The sequence below is a fragment of the Pseudoalteromonas sp. NFXS39 genome, from assembly GCF_040148775.1.
GTDB lineage: Bacteria > Pseudomonadota > Gammaproteobacteria > Enterobacterales > Alteromonadaceae > Pseudoalteromonas > Pseudoalteromonas apostichopi.
Window position 1 is genome coordinate 39,896 of sequence record NZ_JAGDEC010000008.1, and the last position, 17,951, is coordinate 57,846.

At 41.3% G+C, this 17,951-nt stretch carries 15 protein-coding genes; 5 read left to right on the forward strand and 10 right to left on the reverse strand.

The window, feature by feature from the left end; all coding sequences use genetic code 11:
• Nucleotides 1–13 precede the first annotated feature (13 nt).
• The 3 genes from J3455_RS15150 to J3455_RS15160 form a co-directional block, all read right to left on the reverse strand.
• On the reverse strand, nt 14–1,696 hold the full coding sequence (locus J3455_RS15150) for a carbon starvation CstA family protein (protein ID WP_130049571.1): 1,683 nt from the start codon (nt 1,694–1,696) through the stop codon (nt 14–16).
• Between the two features lie 106 nt (nt 1,697–1,802).
• The gene (dinB, locus tag J3455_RS15155; protein WP_130049572.1) at nt 1,803–2,855 is read right to left on the reverse strand and encodes a DNA polymerase IV; all 1,053 of its coding nucleotides are present in this window, start codon (nt 2,853–2,855) and stop codon (nt 1,803–1,805) included.
• A gap of 61 nt (nt 2,856–2,916) precedes the next feature.
• Complete coding sequence (locus J3455_RS15160) at nt 2,917–3,123, reverse strand: hypothetical protein (RefSeq protein WP_054562678.1); 207 nt, start codon at nt 3,121–3,123, stop codon at nt 2,917–2,919.
• 153 nt (nt 3,124–3,276) lie between these two features.
• Here J3455_RS15160 and J3455_RS15165 point away from each other — a divergent pair, with 153 nt between their 5' ends.
• Complete coding sequence (locus J3455_RS15165; protein WP_130049573.1) at nt 3,277–3,705, forward strand: acyl-CoA thioesterase; 429 nt, start codon at nt 3,277–3,279, stop codon at nt 3,703–3,705.
• Between the two features lie 12 nt (nt 3,706–3,717).
• Nucleotides 3,718–4,770 carry an aldo/keto reductase gene (locus J3455_RS15170; RefSeq protein ID WP_130049574.1) on the forward strand — a complete coding sequence of 351 codons (1,053 nt, stop codon included), beginning with the start codon at nt 3,718–3,720 and terminating at the stop codon, nt 4,768–4,770.
• 53 nt (nt 4,771–4,823) lie between these two features.
• Here the strand turns inward: J3455_RS15170 and J3455_RS15175 are convergent, their stop codons facing one another.
• From J3455_RS15175 to J3455_RS15200, 6 genes are read right to left on the reverse strand one after another with little or no spacing between them, the layout of a single operon-like run.
• A complete protein-coding gene (locus J3455_RS15175; protein ID WP_130049575.1) occupies nt 4,824–7,139 on the reverse strand; it encodes a TonB-dependent receptor in 2,316 nt (771 codons plus the stop codon).
• A gap of 49 nt (nt 7,140–7,188) precedes the next feature.
• Nucleotides 7,189–7,914: a sulfite exporter TauE/SafE family protein gene (locus tag J3455_RS15180; protein ID WP_130049576.1), complete on the reverse strand. Its 726-nt coding sequence runs from the start codon at nt 7,912–7,914 to the stop codon at nt 7,189–7,191.
• The gene (locus tag J3455_RS15185) at nt 7,914–8,708 is read right to left on the reverse strand and encodes an SDR family NAD(P)-dependent oxidoreductase (RefSeq protein WP_178926640.1); all 795 of its coding nucleotides are present in this window, start codon (nt 8,706–8,708) and stop codon (nt 7,914–7,916) included. The genes J3455_RS15180 and J3455_RS15185 overlap by 1 nt, the downstream gene beginning before the upstream one ends.
• Complete coding sequence (locus tag J3455_RS15190) at nt 8,701–9,642, reverse strand: SDR family oxidoreductase (RefSeq protein WP_218650138.1); 942 nt, start codon at nt 9,640–9,642, stop codon at nt 8,701–8,703. The genes J3455_RS15185 and J3455_RS15190 overlap by 8 nt, the downstream gene beginning before the upstream one ends.
• Nucleotides 9,632–10,546 (reverse strand): bile acid:sodium symporter family protein, encoded by a 915-nt coding sequence (locus tag J3455_RS15195; protein WP_130052194.1) that lies wholly within the window; start codon nt 10,544–10,546, stop codon nt 9,632–9,634. The genes J3455_RS15190 and J3455_RS15195 overlap by 11 nt, the downstream gene beginning before the upstream one ends.
• Nucleotides 10,547–10,549: 3 nt before the next feature.
• Entirely contained in the window at nt 10,550–11,842 is a 1,293-nt protein-coding gene (locus J3455_RS15200) for a flavin-containing monooxygenase (protein ID WP_130049579.1), read from the reverse strand.
• Between the two features lie 152 nt (nt 11,843–11,994).
• On the opposite strand from J3455_RS15200, the gene J3455_RS15205 reads away from it, so the two are divergent.
• On the forward strand, nt 11,995–12,978 hold the full coding sequence (locus tag J3455_RS15205; protein ID WP_130049580.1) for an AraC family transcriptional regulator: 984 nt from the start codon (nt 11,995–11,997) through the stop codon (nt 12,976–12,978).
• 144 nt (nt 12,979–13,122) lie between these two features.
• Entirely contained in the window at nt 13,123–14,049 is a 927-nt protein-coding gene (locus J3455_RS15210) for an ABC transporter substrate-binding protein (protein WP_349561998.1), read from the forward strand.
• Here the strand turns inward: J3455_RS15210 and J3455_RS15215 are convergent.
• Entirely contained in the window at nt 14,000–14,611 is a 612-nt protein-coding gene (locus tag J3455_RS15215) for a fumarylacetoacetate hydrolase family protein (RefSeq protein ID WP_130049582.1), read from the reverse strand. The two genes, J3455_RS15210 and J3455_RS15215, sit on opposite strands and share 50 nt — an antisense overlap.
• A gap of 301 nt (nt 14,612–14,912) precedes the next feature.
• On the opposite strand from J3455_RS15215, the gene J3455_RS15220 reads away from it, so the two are divergent.
• Nucleotides 14,913–17,861, forward strand: a complete 2,949-nt coding sequence (locus tag J3455_RS15220) for a TonB-dependent receptor (RefSeq protein WP_250661703.1) — start codon at nt 14,913–14,915, stop codon at nt 17,859–17,861.
• The last annotated feature ends 90 nt before the right edge of the window (nt 17,862–17,951 follow it).

A 17,951-nucleotide genomic window follows, 5' to 3' on the forward strand; every position in this document is an offset into this window, starting at 1 on the left:
TGGCAAGCTAAGTTTACTGCTCTGTAACCTGTGTTGAATCTTTACGATGTTTAACAATCACAGACCAAGCTTCAAGCATAACCAGAACACTCACTACCAGTACTAACAAATCAAGTGTCACCAGTAACCAGTTACCTTGTTGGTAGTATTCACCAAGTTTGATAACACCAGCAAAGAACGCCATAACTAATACGAAGCTCATTGGGATCAAGGTGTATTTAGCCGGACGATTCGCTTTAATTAGCATTACCGAGATAACCAGTAAGGTTAAGCTTGCAAGGATTTGGTTAGTCGAACCGAATAACGGCCAAATGATCATACCGCCGCTACCGTCAGCACCACCAGCACCAAAGGCAAGTAATAAACAGCTAAGTACTGCAACTAGCGTAGCTACAATACCGTTACGAATGATACTGATATTATAAATATCGCCCCACTCTTGGATGATATAACGCTGCAGACGCACGCCAGAGTCCATCGTAGTGCCCGCAAACAACACAACCATTACAGCAAGTAAGGTTGATGCCACTTCTTGTGAGATACCCCAACCATTTTCAATTAAGTTAGCGCCACCATTAATGAAGGCGCTCACACTACCGGCACCTAAGTGACTGTATATTTCGTGCCATTCTTCTGGTGATACCGCAAGTGCAACACCACTTACTGCAACCAATGTAATAAGCGCAAGCATACCTTCGCCTACTGCACCTAAGTAACCAACAAAGCGACCATCAGTTTCTTTATTAAGCTGCTTAGAGCTAGTACCTGATGACACAATACCGTGGAAACCAGATACCGCACCACAGGCTATGGTCACGAATAGCAATGGAATAATACTTGGTGTATCTACCGCCGTTTGGGTATTAAACGCAGGCGCTGTGATATCAGGCATTGAAATAAATACCGCACCATAAAGCAGCACTAATCCCACTAATAACTGCATACCGTTGATGAAGTCACGTGGCTGTAACAGCATCCATACCGGCAATAATGAAGCAATAGCCGCATAAATAAATAAGATAATGATCCAGTTCGCATTAGCACTTAAGCCGAACATTTCATCAGGTAACGCAATCGGCATGCTACTACCAAGGTAAATGGTATAATAAAGAATCGCAACACCGATTAAACAAAGCGGAATTAACGACACTTTACGGCGTAGCAACTGGCCAATTACTAAGGCCACAACAATCGCTGACCAAGCAGGGAATACCGCGTTAGGCTGTGATACAAATGATTTGGCTATTACCACACCGAATACCGCATTCACCATCAGCAGCACTAAAAACACCACAATCATAAATAACGCACGGGTGCGTTTACCGATTACGCTTTCAGATAAAGCGCCCATTGATTTGCCTTTGTTACGCGCACTGGCCCATAGAGCCCCCATGTCGTGAACACCAGCAAAAAAGATAGTACCAAATACCACCCAAAGTACCGCAGGCACCCAGCCCCAATATACGGCAATCGCAGGGCCAACAATTGGCGCAGCACCTGCAACAGAGGTGAAATGGTGGCCCCATAACACAACTTTGTTGGTTGGCACATAATCCACACCATCCTCAAGTTCATGAGCTGGTGTGATAAAATTATCATCCATTTTAAATATTTTTTCGGCGATGAATTTCGAATAAAAGAACCATCCGAACAACATACCGACTATTCCGAGCAGCACGATTACGACCGATTGCATAGTCATCTCTCTTTTTAAGTTATAATGTTGTCTAAGGTGTTGAACTAGATAGGCCTAGCACCCCAACTAGACACTAACAAACTTTCAAGCACCAAGGTGTTAACCTTTAGTCTAATATACTCAGCTGAAAATGCTCATGCGCTTGGCTCTTTATTCCGACACCTATCCCTAGCAGGCGCACTGGCTGGTTATTACCTCGCTCATAGGCTTTGCTCATTAACTCAGCAAAAATGCGTTCGTCTAATTGGTGGTGGCTTTGATCGGCACTGGTAACAACAAAGTTGGCAAATTTTACTTTTACCGATAACTTATTGATGCAGTTGCTTAATTGCTGTTTATCAAGGCGACGAGTTAATTCGTCCATCAAACGAGGTAACTGGCTTAAACACTCGTCTAAATTATTTTTATTGTATTCATAGGTATGCTCAACACTGAGTGACTTACGTACTCGCTCAGTCGAGACTTTGCCAACGTATTCACCTGCACACTTTTGATATAATGACACGCCAAAGTTACCAATGTGTTGCTGCATCCAGTTAACCCCTTTCGCGCGCACATCAGCCCCTGTGTAAAGCCCTTTAAGTTGCAGCTTTTCTAATGTCACCTTGCCAACGCCGGGAATTTTGCCAAGCGGTAAACTCGCCAAAAAGTCATCAACTTGATCAGGCAATACGACAAACTGACCATTAGGCTTGTTTTCATCACTGGCAATTTTGGCAATAAATTTAATCGGTGCAACGCCTGCTGATGCGGTTAACCCCGTCGTATCATAGATTTCTTGGCGAATTTGCTGTGCCATCAGCGTAGCACTGCCCCTACAAGCAGTACTGTCGGTTACATCTAGATAGGCTTCATCTAAAGATAAAGGCTCAATAAGGTCAGTATACTTTGCAAAAATAGCTCGAATTTGCGTTGAGATTTCTTTATAGACCTGCATTCGTCCAGGCACGATAACCAAATCAGGACATAATTGCTTGGCATGATAGTTAGACATCGCCGAGCGAACACCATATTTACGGGCAATATAGTTGGCTGTTGAAAGCACTCCGCGACGACTATTACCGCCTATAGCCAGTGGCACATTGGCAAGCGCGGGGTTATCACGCATCTCTACAGCTGCATAAAAGCAGTCCATATCGATATGAATGAATTTTTTCATCAGGAATATAACAACTGTTTATATATACAGTTATTATATTTAAACTTCCTGAGAGTGCAAGCTAAGAGGTTTGGCTTGTTTGTTGGTTTGGCTTTTTACGGCTGATAAGCCGTGAACCAAATAACCAAAACGCGGCTTCTAATAACAAGCCCACGACAATTAAAGCGATAAATCCTGACATTGTGCCCATGCTATAACAGAGCAAAGCTAGAGCAAGTAAGATGAAAAGTGCGATCCACTTTATCACCCTCAAGGTTAGTTGCTGCATAATTAAGGTCCTTTAATGTGTGTTCATTTTGCTCACACTTTACGTAAGCGTGAACTTATAAATCTAGCACAATCTACTGACTTTTCTAATTTCCTTGAGCTAAAAGCAGCATATTGCTAACCTAAGTTTTCTCACAATCAACTAAGATTTACTATGCAATCGTTTATAGAACAACATCCTATCAGAACAAAAATTAATGTTGCATGGGGTGAAATGGATGCCCTGCAACACGTCAATAATGTGGTGTATTTTCGCTACTTTGAAACAGCCCGTATCGATTTTTTTACTCAACTAGGCTTTCTTAAAGATTTACAAGTAACAGGTGTCGGCCCGGTGATCAGCGAAAACAATGCTCGCTATAAACGTCCGGTGACATTTCCTGATACAGTGCATGTTGGTGTTAAGATTAGTGATATTGAACAAGATCGTTTTATGATGCATTACACTGTATTTAGTGAGAGCCAAGACACAGTAACAACAATTGGCTCATCACAAGTGGTTATGTTTAATTTTAAAACGGGTAAAAAAGCCCAGTTAAATGATGAGTTATTAACTGCACTTAAAGCCCATTCTAGCGATTAACAAGGATCTATTATGCTATATAGCCCACTTGGTCGAAGTGGTATTGATGTATCTCGTGTATGCTTAGGTAGCATGACATGGGGTATGCAAAACAACCAAGCCGATGCCGATGAACAAATCGCCTATGCATTAGATAAAGGCGTTAACTTTATTGATACCGCAGAAATGTATGCCGTACCACCTTCTCCAGACACCTACGGTAAAACAGAAGAGATCATCGGTAATTGGTTAGCGCGTAATAAAGACAAACGTGATGACCTTGTCATTGCAACTAAAATTGCAGGTAACGGCTTACCTTGGGTACGCGATGCAGGCGACATTACCCGTCAGGCAGTGGTTGAAGCCGTCGATGCTTCACTTAAACGTCTCCAAACTGATGTTATAGACTTATACCAATTACATTGGCCAAACCGCACTTCACCACACTTTGCTAAACAATGGCCTGGCATCGTTCGTTTTTCAGAGGCAAACACTGAGCAAAATATCGCTGGCATGTTAGATATTCTCGAAGGTCTGAATGACTGTGTAAAGGCAGGTAAGATTAAACATTGTGGTTTATCGGACGATACCCCTTGGGGCATTAGTCAATACCTGCGTTTAAGTGAGCAACACAATCTACCGCGTATGGTATCGATTCAAAACGAATTTAGTTTATTGCACGCTAAAGATTGGCCATATTTAATAGAACAATGTATTCACGAAGATATCGCTTATCTGCCTTGGTCACCCCTTGGTGGCGGCATGCTAAGTGGTAAATACTTAAATGGCGCACGTCCTGAAGGAAGCCGTTGGACACTAGTGCAACGTAATGGCCTATTCAGAGACACACCACAATCACAAGCTGCGATTGCTGACTATGTTGAAATTGCTAACGCCTTTAATTTAACACCTTCGCAACTCGCACTTGCTTGGTGTAATCAAGTAGATGGCGTTAGCTCAACAATCATAGGCGCAACATCTATGGCGCAGTTAAAAGAAAATATCGATGCTTTTTCAATTGACTTAACAGATGAAGCCCTTGAAAAAGTGGCACAGGTATTCAAAAACTATCCAATGCCTTTCTAAGTAAAAAGCCCTGCAGTTAATTATGCAGGGCTTTAACCACACAATGAACTTAGTTAAAATCGATACCCTGCTTGCAAAGTTATACTTCTACCTGGCTCAACCCATGTTGCATACATTCCTGACGGTGCGAACGACATATCTGTACTGTAGCTACTAGTCATCTTGTCAGTTAAATTTTTACCTAACAATGCAACAGACCATCCAGACTCTAAATCCATTAAACCGAAACGCATATTGACTTTGCCGTAGCCACTTTGCGCTGTATATGGATTTAGATCGTAATTAGTGAAATAACGCGATTTAAATTCACTCTCAAGATTAAAAGTAAACTCCATCGCTGAACCAAACTCTTTAATATAATCAAGGTTAATACTGCCCGACCATTTAGGCGCATACGCCCCTGTTTTACCACTTAAGTCACAGGTTTTACCTGAGCTTTCAAGGTTTGATGGTTGATACATCGCACTGTTAAAACATTTGGCACCTGTAAACTCATCCCAGCTAAAATCAAGATACGCAATATTGCCTGACAACTGCCAGTTGTCGGCAATTAACCAACGACCATCGAGTTCAACGCCTTGGCTTGATGATTCAGCGCCATTTTCAACATAAAAACCTGCAACACCATCAAATGTTGATGTTTGTAAATCTTCAAACTGCATACTAAATACTGCGATATTCAAATCAGCAGCACCGTCATCCAAGGTAAATTTAGCGCCCATTTCATAGGCTATTACTTTTTCTGGTTCAAATTGCCAATTTGATGCTAAATTAGCTCTCGCGTCATAGCCACCAGCTTTAGACCCTGTCGACATTGATACATAGGCCATTGCATCATCAAACTTACGGGAGATATAAAGCGATGGGTTGAATTCATTTTCATCACGTTCACCATTTACTTGATGTTGCTCAAGCCCTAGTTGAGAGCTTAAAACTCCTAAATACATTGATGTAGGTAAAACTGCAGGTAACCCCATTGCTTGCAAAGTTGCTGGGACATTCACCTGTGCCATATCATTGATAGGTGTACCTGAGCTTAGCTCGATCATGCTTAAACGTCTTGATGCTGATTTATCTTCTTGCGAGTATCGTAAACCTAATGATGCCTGCCAATTAGGTGCAAATTGATAATCAAACTTTGCAAATACTGCTTGTGTATCGCTGTCAGATTGATAATCACGTGGACCTATCGCATTAAGTGGATAAATTCGATACAGTTCAGAAAAGTCGAGTTCTGTGGTTTGAAAGTATAGACCCGCAATATAATTAAACGGCCCATCATTATACGAACTAATACGCAGCTCTTGACTGAACTGCTGAAAACTTTCATCACTCGCTTGGCGGTAGGTTAGAGGTGCAGGGCCATGATCACCATCGTTACTTTGCAACATAGTATAATCTTGCCACCCTGTTACCGAACTAAGTACGTGTTGGCCTAAATCCCACTCAACATTTAAAGTCCAATAATCAGCCTTGAACTCCCCTTGCTCATTTTCACCTAAAGTGGACAAACCCTTGTTAAGCTTATCGCCGATTACATAACTACTTACATCCCCAAATACGGCAGGTAATGGCGCATTATATAATACAGGCTCTGCAACTGGCTGGCTGGGTGTGATACCAATATTATCTTCTTCGTCATGTTGATACTTCAAAGAGACATCCAAGCTCTCTAAAGGCTGCCAAGTCAAAGTTAAACGACTAAAAACCCCATCGCGCCCAACTTCATCACGCTTTTGCAGTGTATTGTAAAAATAACCATCTTGGTCAATTACTTTTACCGCTGCTCTAGCCTGAAAATGTTCAGTTACGCCTCCACTAATAGCACCATCAAAAGTACTGCCATTATTCAACTCATAGCTAAGATTTGCATAACCTGATAGCTCCTCAGTGGGTGCTGCGCTCGTTATATTCAGAGCTCCTGCGGTGGTATTTTTACCAAATAACGTTGATTGTGGTCCTCTCAATACTTCAAAGCGTTCGAGATCAACAAAAGCGCTGCGCATTTGATAAGCACGACCACGATAAACGCCATCAACATAAGTACCCACGGTTTGCTCAAAACCTTGGTTTGGGCCAGAGCCTAAACCGCGCATAGTGATATTGTAGCCCTGCCCTGACTGACTGATATTAAAGTTTGCTATACGTGATGACAGCTCCTCACTATCGTTAATGTTTTTACTTTGTAGCTCTTTACCCGATATGGCAGTGATCGATAAAGGCACATCCTTGACACTTTCAACACGTTTTTGGGCCGAAACTAAGATTACTTCAAGTTCTTTGTCATCTGCTGCTTTTACTTCAGCCATGCTACCTGTTGCTAAGATTATTCCTAAGGTAATGGCATTAATTTTTGTTTTTGTGTGCATTCAAATTCCTCAGAGAGTGCTGATATTCAGCAATTTACATAGCCACCTACTACCACTGCCACAGTGCGGTTAAGCACAGCAACACTCCAAGCAGTAATAAAGTGATAAAGACTAAGCGTAAAAATTGTGTTTGATTAATTGTATGGTGAAAGTAGTTACCAATAAGCGCCCCAAACAGAACACATGGGGCGAGCATTAGAAAGTGGCCCAACTGCCCTGCTAATTGTCCTGAGATGAGAAACCAAAGAGTTAAACAGCTATTTAAAATAAGCCAAATAGTTAGAAGCGTGGCGCGAAATGAAGTTTTGTCTAAACCACTGCGAGCCATTGCATATACAAGAAGAGGCCCTCCTGATGCAAATAAACCATGCGTAATACCTGCACCACCTATCACGGAAAGCTGTACAGGCTTACTCAAAGGCATAGCTGACGCTTGCCAAATGGCACGTCCCGCAAACCAAATGATTAATAAAGCAAATAATACTTTTGTTAATTGCGCTGGAAAATAAGGCGTTAGTAAAGCACCAATCATTGTGCCAAGCAGCATTGGAGGTAAAATCTGCTTTGCTAACAAATTCAACTGAATATACGCACGCAGCTTAAACACCATCACTGAAGTCATTAGTAAATTAAGTGGCACGAGTAACAGCATTGCTTGCTGAATATCCATAAATAATGCTGCAATTGTTAAGGCAATAACGATGCTACCAAAGCCAGTCATAGCTTCCACTGCAAAGGCAAAAATAATAGCCGCCCCTAAGCCTATTAAAACCATTACGCAACCTCCCACTCACTGGCAAATTTACGTGCCATAAAATGCATGTATAAACGTGGAATTAAGCGGTATAACAACGCCGAAAAATATGTAAATCTATCAGGGAAAAGCCGTTGCTTATCAAGTCGAATAGCCTCACAAATTTGCTTTGCCATCCAGTCACTCGTACGCATTTTACCAACCATTGAGCGGGCATGGTTGGTTTTTCCGCCATCGCCATTTAATGCATTTTTATCAATCGGAGTATCTAAAAAACTAGGATATACCATCAACACCGACACGCCCGTTGGGCGCATTTCAGCGCGAAATGTTTCGAAATATTGGTGTAACGCAGATTTAGCTGCGCAATAGCCTGCTCTGGCCATAACAGGCATCCATCCAGCCATAGAACTGATATTTACGATTTTGCCATGTGCTTGCTGTAATGGTTCGATTAAGCCTGACACAAGACGTACAGGCGCAAAGTAATCAACAGCCATTACTTTTTCTATTACCTCTGGACGAGTAATGCGAGCCAAAGAACGATGCGTAATCCCTGCATTATTAATCAGTAACGCTATTGAGCAATGCTTAGCTTTGATCTGCGTTATTAACTCATCAAGCTCGTCCTTGTTCGCTAAATCACAGCCATATAATTGCGCATTAATTATTTGTCCGCATTGCTCTTGCAACAGCTTAAGGTCTAGGTCAATCAATACTAATTGATATTGAGTTGCTAACTGTTTTGCTAAATCTAAACCCAACCCAGAAGCCGCACCAGTAATCACAGCAACGGGTAACGATGGATTAATCATATGGATGCCTCTTAATGTTATTAGTGAGATAAAAAGCAAATACTTCTTTACTCGATTTTTGTGGCTGGTAGGCAAATTGCTGTTTCAGTGCTTGATTGCAAAGTACTGGGCGGTAACGTAAAAAATTAAGTTGTTCAGGGCCATACTGGGTCATTCCGAATAGCTTCGCGACCCGTAAGCTGAGTTTTAAAAGCCAAGCAGGAAGCTCAATGACAGGTTTGTTTAGGGCTTTAGCAATTTCTTTTATGCCCATAGCTCCATCACCAGCTAAATTAAAACTGCCTTCACGATTTTCTGTAACCCCCTGTAAAATAATCGCTAAGACATCTTCATCCCAGATAAACACAAAAGGAGAGTCACTGCCTTTAATGGCAATTATTCTTGGCTTATTAAATAAATCAGTAATCTGATTATTAGTAGTTTTACCAAGCACAGTCCCCGGGCGAAGTACTAACTGTTTTAGCTGCGGATGCGTATATCTATAGTTTTTTAATAGCTCTTCGATTAAGCGTTTATGATGGCTATAAGCAAATTCAGCATTACCTCTTAACGGATGTTGTTCGGTTAACCAGCTAGGGTTATCAGCGTGATAACCATAGGCAGCTCCAGAACTCGTTACCGTAATATGCTGCACATTTGCCTTAACACATGCTTCAAGCACATTTCGAGTGCCATTGACGTCGATATCAAAGTCTCGAACGGCATCTTTAGACGGTTGTAAAATACTCGCTAAGTGCACAACATGTGTAATATTGTGTTCAAGCATAATTTCTGCGAGTCGCGTATCACGCACATCAAGTTGATAGTAATGACAACCAGTTTGAGGGAGATCAACAATATCAATACCTACCAGCTTATGCTGTGTTGATAGCGACTCGACTAACCGTTTGCCGATATAGCCTTGGCTACCTGTTATCATGATCTTATGAGCCACATTGAACCTCTTTATTACTTGCGATCTTTATACCGTGTTTACGATCATGGTGTTGCCAGTAAAAACATAGCCCCATACCTGAAATTAGATGCCAACATCCCCATGCTGCTGCAATAATAGCCATGCCTGTTAAATTATCGAAAAAAGTAAAAATAATACCCAAGCCTAAACCAGAGTTTTGCAGCCCTACCTCAAGCGTAATCGCACGCGTATCCGCTTTATTCAGTTTCATAATTCTGGCACTCGAAAAACCAACCAATAGTGCAATCGCGTTATGAACAATCACCGCCAGCAGAAAAATACTGGCACCAGCAATAAATGCGGACCAATTACTGGTAAGTGCAATTAATACAAATAAGAACAAGGTAAGCAGAGAAATAAATCTAAAAAAGGGTTCACTACGAGCTGCGAATACAGGCCACAATTTAGCAGCAAGTAGTCCCAAACTTAGTGGTAACGCCAGCACTAGAGCAACAATCACAAGAATATTACTTGCAGGGACATTAATTTGGGTCAGCAACACAGCCGTATCTGGGTTCAAACTGCTATAAAGCATAAAATTAAACGGTGTCATCACAGTTGCAGCAAGACTTGCTACTCCTGTCATACTTACCGACATCGCGGTATTGCCTTTTGCTAGGAAAGTAACAATGTTAGAAAAACTACCTCCAGGACAACTACTAACAAGAATAAGTCCCAATGCAACTTCAGCAGGCATAGGAACCATTAAAGTAAGTAACCACGTTATCAGCGGCAGTAAAATAAACTGAGCTAATAACCCTGTAATAGGTCCTCTAGGTGCCTTAAGTACACGCTTAAAGTCTGCAAGTTTGAGACTAAGCGCAATACCAAACATCATCATGGCCAAAATTAAGTTTAAAGTGATTAAGCTTGCTTGAGACATCATTTATCCCATTTTTAATTGGCGCATTTCATCATTAATCGCCGCTAGGTAGTCAGCTTTATGAACATAATACGCCATGCGTTCAAGCTCTAAATAATTCATACCACCGTCAATTCTGACAGCTGCTTTACGCTTCACTTTTTCAGCAAACTTAGCCGCTTTAGTAGGGTTATCTAGTTGCATTCGGATCACTTTAGCAACTAGCTTTGCCTGATCATCACGGCCTTGCCAACCTAATCCAGTTGCTTCAACCATCCCCATCACATACAAGTTTTGATGTAGTGGGTTAAACACATTTAAATACAAGCGAGGAGCATCCCCCTGCCAGTTAAGGTGGGCTTGGTCTAAAAACGGGTAATGCAACTTGTAACCCGTTGCTTCTAAAATCAAATCATAGTCAGCTTTATTGCCATCAGTAAACGCAGCTCCCTCCTCGGTTAACTCAGCAATTGATGGTCTAACTTTGATATCACCATGACCAATGTGATGTAAAAACAATGAATTAACCACAGGGTGCGATTCATACATTTTATAGTCTGGATCAGGTAAGCCATATGAACTTGGTTTGCCTGAAATAAGCCTAACTAATGTACCATCGACTATTTGTTTCAATTTATTCGGTAATCGCACTTTACCACCAAGTGTATCTGTAGGCCTGCCTGCGACAAATTTCGGTAAAAAGTAATAACCTCTGCGTACCACCATATCTACAGATTTTGCACGATGAACCGCATCGACTGCGATATCACACGCAGAGTTGCCACAACCAATTATCAGAACACGTTTACCTGAAAATAAGCCTGCACTTCGATATTCACTTGAATGAATTTGCTCTCCTGCAAAAGAGCCCTTGAACTGTCCCCGATTAGGGTGATGCAAAGTACCATTAGCGAGCAATAAACCGCTCGCTAAAATTTCTTTTTGCAGGCCATTTTGCACATAGCTAACTCGCCAAAACTCACCTTCTGGCTCGCAATGAGAAACCCATGCTCCAAAGCGGTAATGCTTATAGAGGTCAAAATGTTTAGCGTAGGCTTGAAAATACTCACGCATTTGATCATGTTTTGGATATGTTGCGACGTGTTCTGCCATTGGAAAATCAGCAAACTCGGTCATTCTCTTTGATGAAATTAAATGAGCTGATTCATACATGGTGCTGGTTGGGCTATTAATATCCCATAAACCACCTACATCACTGTGTGCTTCAAGACCAATCACATCAATGCCAGTCTCAGCTAGTCGACGAACAGTACAAAGACCCATTGGGCCTGCGCCAATTACAACGTATGGATGCATACTCATTCCTACATAGATAAATCAAAGTGTGACAACCAGATTAACTATTTTTTAAAAACTTGTAATAGCGATGACAGGACAAAAACCAGTTAAAACGAGACATCATTTCTTAGTTGTGCTATAAAAATCACACAACAATAAGAAGAACACACATGACTACAAACAGCGTAACACCTGGCTTTAGCAAGGCTATTTTGCATATTCTTCCCGCGTTAGATGTACAATTAGATGCTAATTTATGCCAGCAAATTCAAAAATTCCCAAGTGAAGGAAGACTGCCGATGGCGCTACAAGATGCGCTTTGGCAAGCTTTGACAGATTTAAATGACAATGAACTTGGTCTTAAAATAGCCTTAAGTTTAAAGCCCGATAGTTACGATATGCTCGGCTACTTACTATTTAGTTGTCCGACTCTAGGTGATGCTGTCGACAGCTTAATTGCCTATTCAGCCTTAATAGGTGAAGGTGGTAAGTTTAGTAAATCACATTCAAAAAATGGCTGGAAAGTCACTTTTGATGCCTTTTTTAGCACTCCTACAGCAATAAGGATAGAGGCAGTTCTTGCCTGTGTTGCCTGTGGCGCGAAATGGATCTCTGGTGCACCAATAAAGCCCAAGGTGGTTGCATTTACGCATTCTCAGCAAGGGAATATAGCAAGCTATCGCGCCATTTTTGGAGACGCCGAATTGCTTTTTAACACCAACGAAAATTACTTAATTTATCATGATGATGATTGGCAATTGCAACAACGGAACGTTAATCAAGCTGTGCAACAACAAATGCAATCACTGGCAGAGCAACAACTAAAGCAACTGCAACCACAGAGTTATGTTGATAAAGTCAGTGCAATTTTACTTAAGCAACCCAATTTAAAACGTGAACAAATAAGTAATTTATTGGCTGTGAGTGAAAGGCACTTAAATCGCAAGCTTGCTGAAAAAGGCTACTCATTTAAAAAGTTAAGTGATGAAGTTCGCTGTGAACTAGCCAAGAAGTTGATACGCCAAGGTAGTGCGAATCAAGCACACCTTGCTTTGTACTTTGGCTATGTAGATGAAAGTGCTTTTGCCAAAGCATTCAAACGTTGGACAGGGGTTGGCTTTAAAGAATACAAAAAAACACTAGAAAATGAATAGGTAAATGCTTGAACTTGCTCTTCAATGCGAAGCAATTGGATTAAACGAAAACCAATACTTATTCATCATTTATCTATTCAAACTACACGCTTCCTAATACTATAGTGTATAGTTACTCTTAACACTTAACTTGCAAGGTTGTTGATGAGTAAATACATAAAACAAGTATTATGCGTGGTTGCGGGGGCGTTCTTTGCCCCGAAAACTGATGCCTCAGAACAACTCACTATTACCTGGTTTGAAAATGATGCTAAGCCTTTCTTTATCGAGAAAAGCAAAGCTAACCCCCATGGTGGGTTATGCAATGAAATTACCGATATGTTGATTGAAGCCTTACCCGAAATTAACCACAGCAAAGTGATATTACCGCAAAAGCGTGGCAGTAAATATCTCGCTGAAGGGAAAATGGCATGCTATGCCTGTATGATCCATCGAGGTAAAAAAAATAATCATGTTACTTACTCAATCCCAACCACAGTGTACCCACCATTCAGTGTTTTAAGTACTGAAGAAAAATCATTAAAGATTAGACAAAAACATGGCGATCCAGTGCCACTAATCTCTTTATTCACTGATGCTAATTTTATTTATGGTCAAAATAGTGCGCGTAAGTTTGGCAGTAAATTAGATAAGATTGCGAAAAATACCAAACTCTACGAAAGTGCAGCACTAAGTGGTAACGGCAGTAGCCCAAATTTTGCTCTGCTATCACAGCTAGAACACGGCTACATTGATTACACTATTGATTACCCATTTGTTGCTGATTATTACAACCAGCAAAACCTACAGAATATTCAAAAACTCACCATCGTTAATCCAGCACAGAGTATTGTTTTTGGCGCCATTGGTTGCTCAACGAATGCGCCTAATCATTATGCCGAAAAAGTACTTGTACAGATTAATGAGGCGCTGAAAAACAAGGTGTTGCCAAGTGAGAGATACCAGCAAAGCCAACGAACTTGGCTCGAACAAAGCTTTCCTGAGTTTTCAACTTATTATCAGCGCTACATTTTAGACCCACTTACAGAGCCTGCCACTGATGAGATAGTAACTCCTGTTGACCATCCATAAGTGTTACAGCAAAGGTTGAATTAGCCGCGACTTTCCCTACCCCGGCAGGCGTGCCTGTCATAATTATATCGCCATCTTCTAAGTCCATAAATTCACTGATCTCAGCTAAAATTTGCTCAGCGTTAAACAACATTAGCTTTGTGTCACCTAGTTGAGTTTCTTTACCATCAATCTTTAGACTAAATTGATAGTGCAAGCTGTCATTAACAGCGACAAATTCAGTAAACAATGCTGAGCCATTAAAGGCTTTTGCACGCTCCCAAGGTAGGCCTTTTTCTTTAAGTATGCTTTGTAGTTCACGTTTGGTTAAATCGAGGCCAAGTCCAACCGCTGCCAGTTGCTTGTTTTTAACTAAAAAACAAAGCTCAGTTTCGTAATGTAAAGCTTCACCTAAGTGTTCACTATTAAGCATATCTGTGATGGCACTATTTGGTTTTGCAAACAACACCATACTAGCGGGTGTTTCATTGTTAAGCTCTGCAATATGCGCTGCAAAATTACGACCAACACAAATAATTTTACTTGAGGTGAATACATCACCATTCCATTTTACTGATTGCACGCAACCTCCTCAATTTAACAAATGTAAAAGACTATATTTTTCTCATTCCAGCTTAAACCCGCAGGATTTGTACCTAAAAAACAGAAACTTACTTATAAAATATTTCTAATAATAACATAAGCATAGAAATTTACCCTGATCTTAACTCGTTATTTATATTGACGATTGTTTTACTTTCCAATAACGTAATGTAAGCGGTTACATTTATAAAATCGGGTTCGGCGATTTTTTTTGGAAAAAAATGTAAGCGCTTACAAAAAATAGACGACAACATTATTTAAAACCAAATCTGGAGATTTGCATGAACCACACACTTTTCAAGAAAAAGCAGCTTGCTATTAGCCTGTCTATGGCAATGGGTCTAAGCGCGCTAGTTCCTCACTCAGCTGTCGCCGAAGAACAGCCCGACAAAGCGAGTGATATTGAAGTAATACAAGTATCCGGTATTCGCGGAAGTCTTGTAAAATCAATGGATATCAAACGTCAATCTGCAGGTGTTGTTGATGCAATTACTTCAGAAGATATTGGTAAATTCCCAGATACCAACTTAGCTGAATCTTTACAACGTATTACCGGTGTGTCTATTGACCGAAGTAACGGTGAAGGTAGCAAAATTACAGTTCGTGGTTTTGGTCCTGAATTTAACTTAGTAACGCTTAACAATCGTCAAATGCCAACAACCGGTGGTCGTTCATTTGATTTTGGTGATATCGCAACTGAAAGTGTGAGTGGTGTTGAAGTATACAAAACAGCTCGCTCTGATATCCCTAGCGGTGGTATTGGTGCAACCGTTAATATCACCACTGCAAAACCTCTCTCTAATCCTGGCCTACACGCATCGATTGGCGCAAAAGCCGTTCACGATACATCAAACGAAACAGGTAGCGATGTAACACCTGAACTTTCAGGTATTTACAGCAACACATTCAACGATGACAAATTTGGTATCTTAATTTCAGGTTCAGTGCAAGAGCGTGATAACCGTGAACAATCAATGGCGGTTGATAACTGGATCCCAAATGTTGATATTTCATCATCTCCTGATTTAGCTGTCACAGATAACAACCAACGCGCTGATGGTGCTACTTGGTATCCGCAGAATGCTGGTTACGCGTTTTCTGACAATTCACGTAAACGTACCAATGGCCAACTTGTGCTGCAATATGCACCTAATGACCGTATTACAGCGACAGTCGATTACACGTATTCAAAGCTTGAGTTTGAAAAAGATGGTCGTAGCTTTGGTGTTTGGTTCAATAATGGCGGTAACGTAAGTGCTGCAACTATCAATGAAAACGGTACTTACACTCAAGTAACTGAGATTGGTGGTGACTACTCTACAAACTTAAATCGTGGCGCGACAACCAACGAAAATAAATCGCTTGGTTTAAACATTGATTGGCAAGTAACAGACAACTTAAACATTGAGTTTGATGCACACAACTCATCGGCAGAAAGTGCCGGTGTTGGTATTGGCCATGATGCATTTATGATCATCGGTAACACCTCATGTTCATGGTGTGAAAACCCAACCGTCAATATCGACGAAAAAATGGCTGACTTCAGCAAAGGCGAAATTCCGCTAATCGATATGACCTTAACTAATGGCCAAGCAGAAATTTTACCTAGCGACATGGGGACGCTTTTCGCCGGTGTAAACAAAGACACTAACACGAATGACCTTGACCAATATCAACTAAAAGGTACTTGGTATAATGAGGACAGCGGTGCTCTTTCGAGCATTAACTTTGGTATGTCACACACTAAAATCGACTTCCGCACCACGACTGCTTATTCAGGTCAGCTAGCTGCTGGTTGGTGGTTAAACTCTGCTGATTGGTACGATGACAGCATGTTCACTCGAGTAGATAGCTCTGGTTTACTTGACGGTTTCTCTGGCGGTGGTAGCGATAAGTTATTAAATTACTATTATGATGCTGATTTTGATGACATCGTTGCGATTGCAGAAAGCATTGACTGTGATCACCCAGATGGCGGCATTGGTGCATGTAGCTGGCCTGCTGATGTAAATGGTATGGTGCAATCAGGTCCAATCGATGACGATCACCGTGTCAGCGAAGAAACAACAGCCGTATACGCACAAGCTAACTTCGAAACAGAGTTCAACGGTATGCCAGTGAACATCACTGCGGGTTTACGTTACGAATCAACGGATGTTACAGCAAACAGCTTAGAGCGCCCTGCTGTTGCAATGGAATGGGTTAACGGTAACGAGTGGTCATACATTTACGCTGATGAGCGCTCTTTCTCAAATGGTGAAGGTAGCAGCAAAGAGTTTTTACCTAGCATCGATATGAACATCGAAGTAGTTGAAGACGTCATCGCTCGTTTCTCTTACAGCCGAAGCCTTGCTCGCCCTCCAGTTGGCGCGCTTCGTTCAACAACGTCATTTTTAGGTAACCCTAAAGTTGGTCAACGAAAAGTTGCTGTAGGTAACCCAAACTTAAAACCTTATACCGCTGACAATATCGACCTATCACTTGAGTACTACTACGGTGAAGGCAGCTATGTATCAGCAGGTTACTACCGTAAGCAAGTTGATAACTTCTTAGTTAATATTACAACTGAAGAAACGATCGACGGCATTACTGACCCATTCATTGGTGATCGTGCAGAGCAAGCTCGTGAAGATTTAGCAGCAGCAGGTGAGCAACCATCTGACCAAGCAATTCACGATAAGATCAACGAAAACCAAGGTACAGAAGAAGGCACGCCTATCGTTGGTAACGATACAGATCCACTCGCAAGCTTCTTCATTTCGCGTGATAACAACGTTGAAACAGCAAATCTATGGGGCTGGGAACTGGCAGCTCAACATATGTTTGGTGATTCAGGTTTTGGTATTGCAGCCAACGCGACTTTCGTATTTGGTGATGTTGAAGCTGACCGAGATGCAATCGGCTATCAATTTGCTTTACCTGGTTTAAGTGATTCAGCTAACTTCTCAGCAATTTATGATTTAGACGGTTTATCAGCACGTATTTCTTATAACTGGCGTGATGAGTTCTTAACAGGCTTTGACCAACATGCTTCACCTATCTTTACTGAGTCTTACGGCCAGTGGGATATCAATGTGAACTACGCAGTTAATGAAAAACTAACGGTGTTTGTTGAAGGTCTAAATCTTACAGACGAAACGCAACGTACCTACGTTCGTTACTCAGAGCAGCTGTTACGTGCAAACCAATACGGTGCGCGCTATAACATCGGCTTCCGCTACTCGTTCTAGCATTTTGTTGTCAAAAAAGCCGCTCAACAGCGGCTTTTTTTTTCGCAATTATGCTAGTTTGTCTATATAGCATTTTAGGTAGCCTTGAAC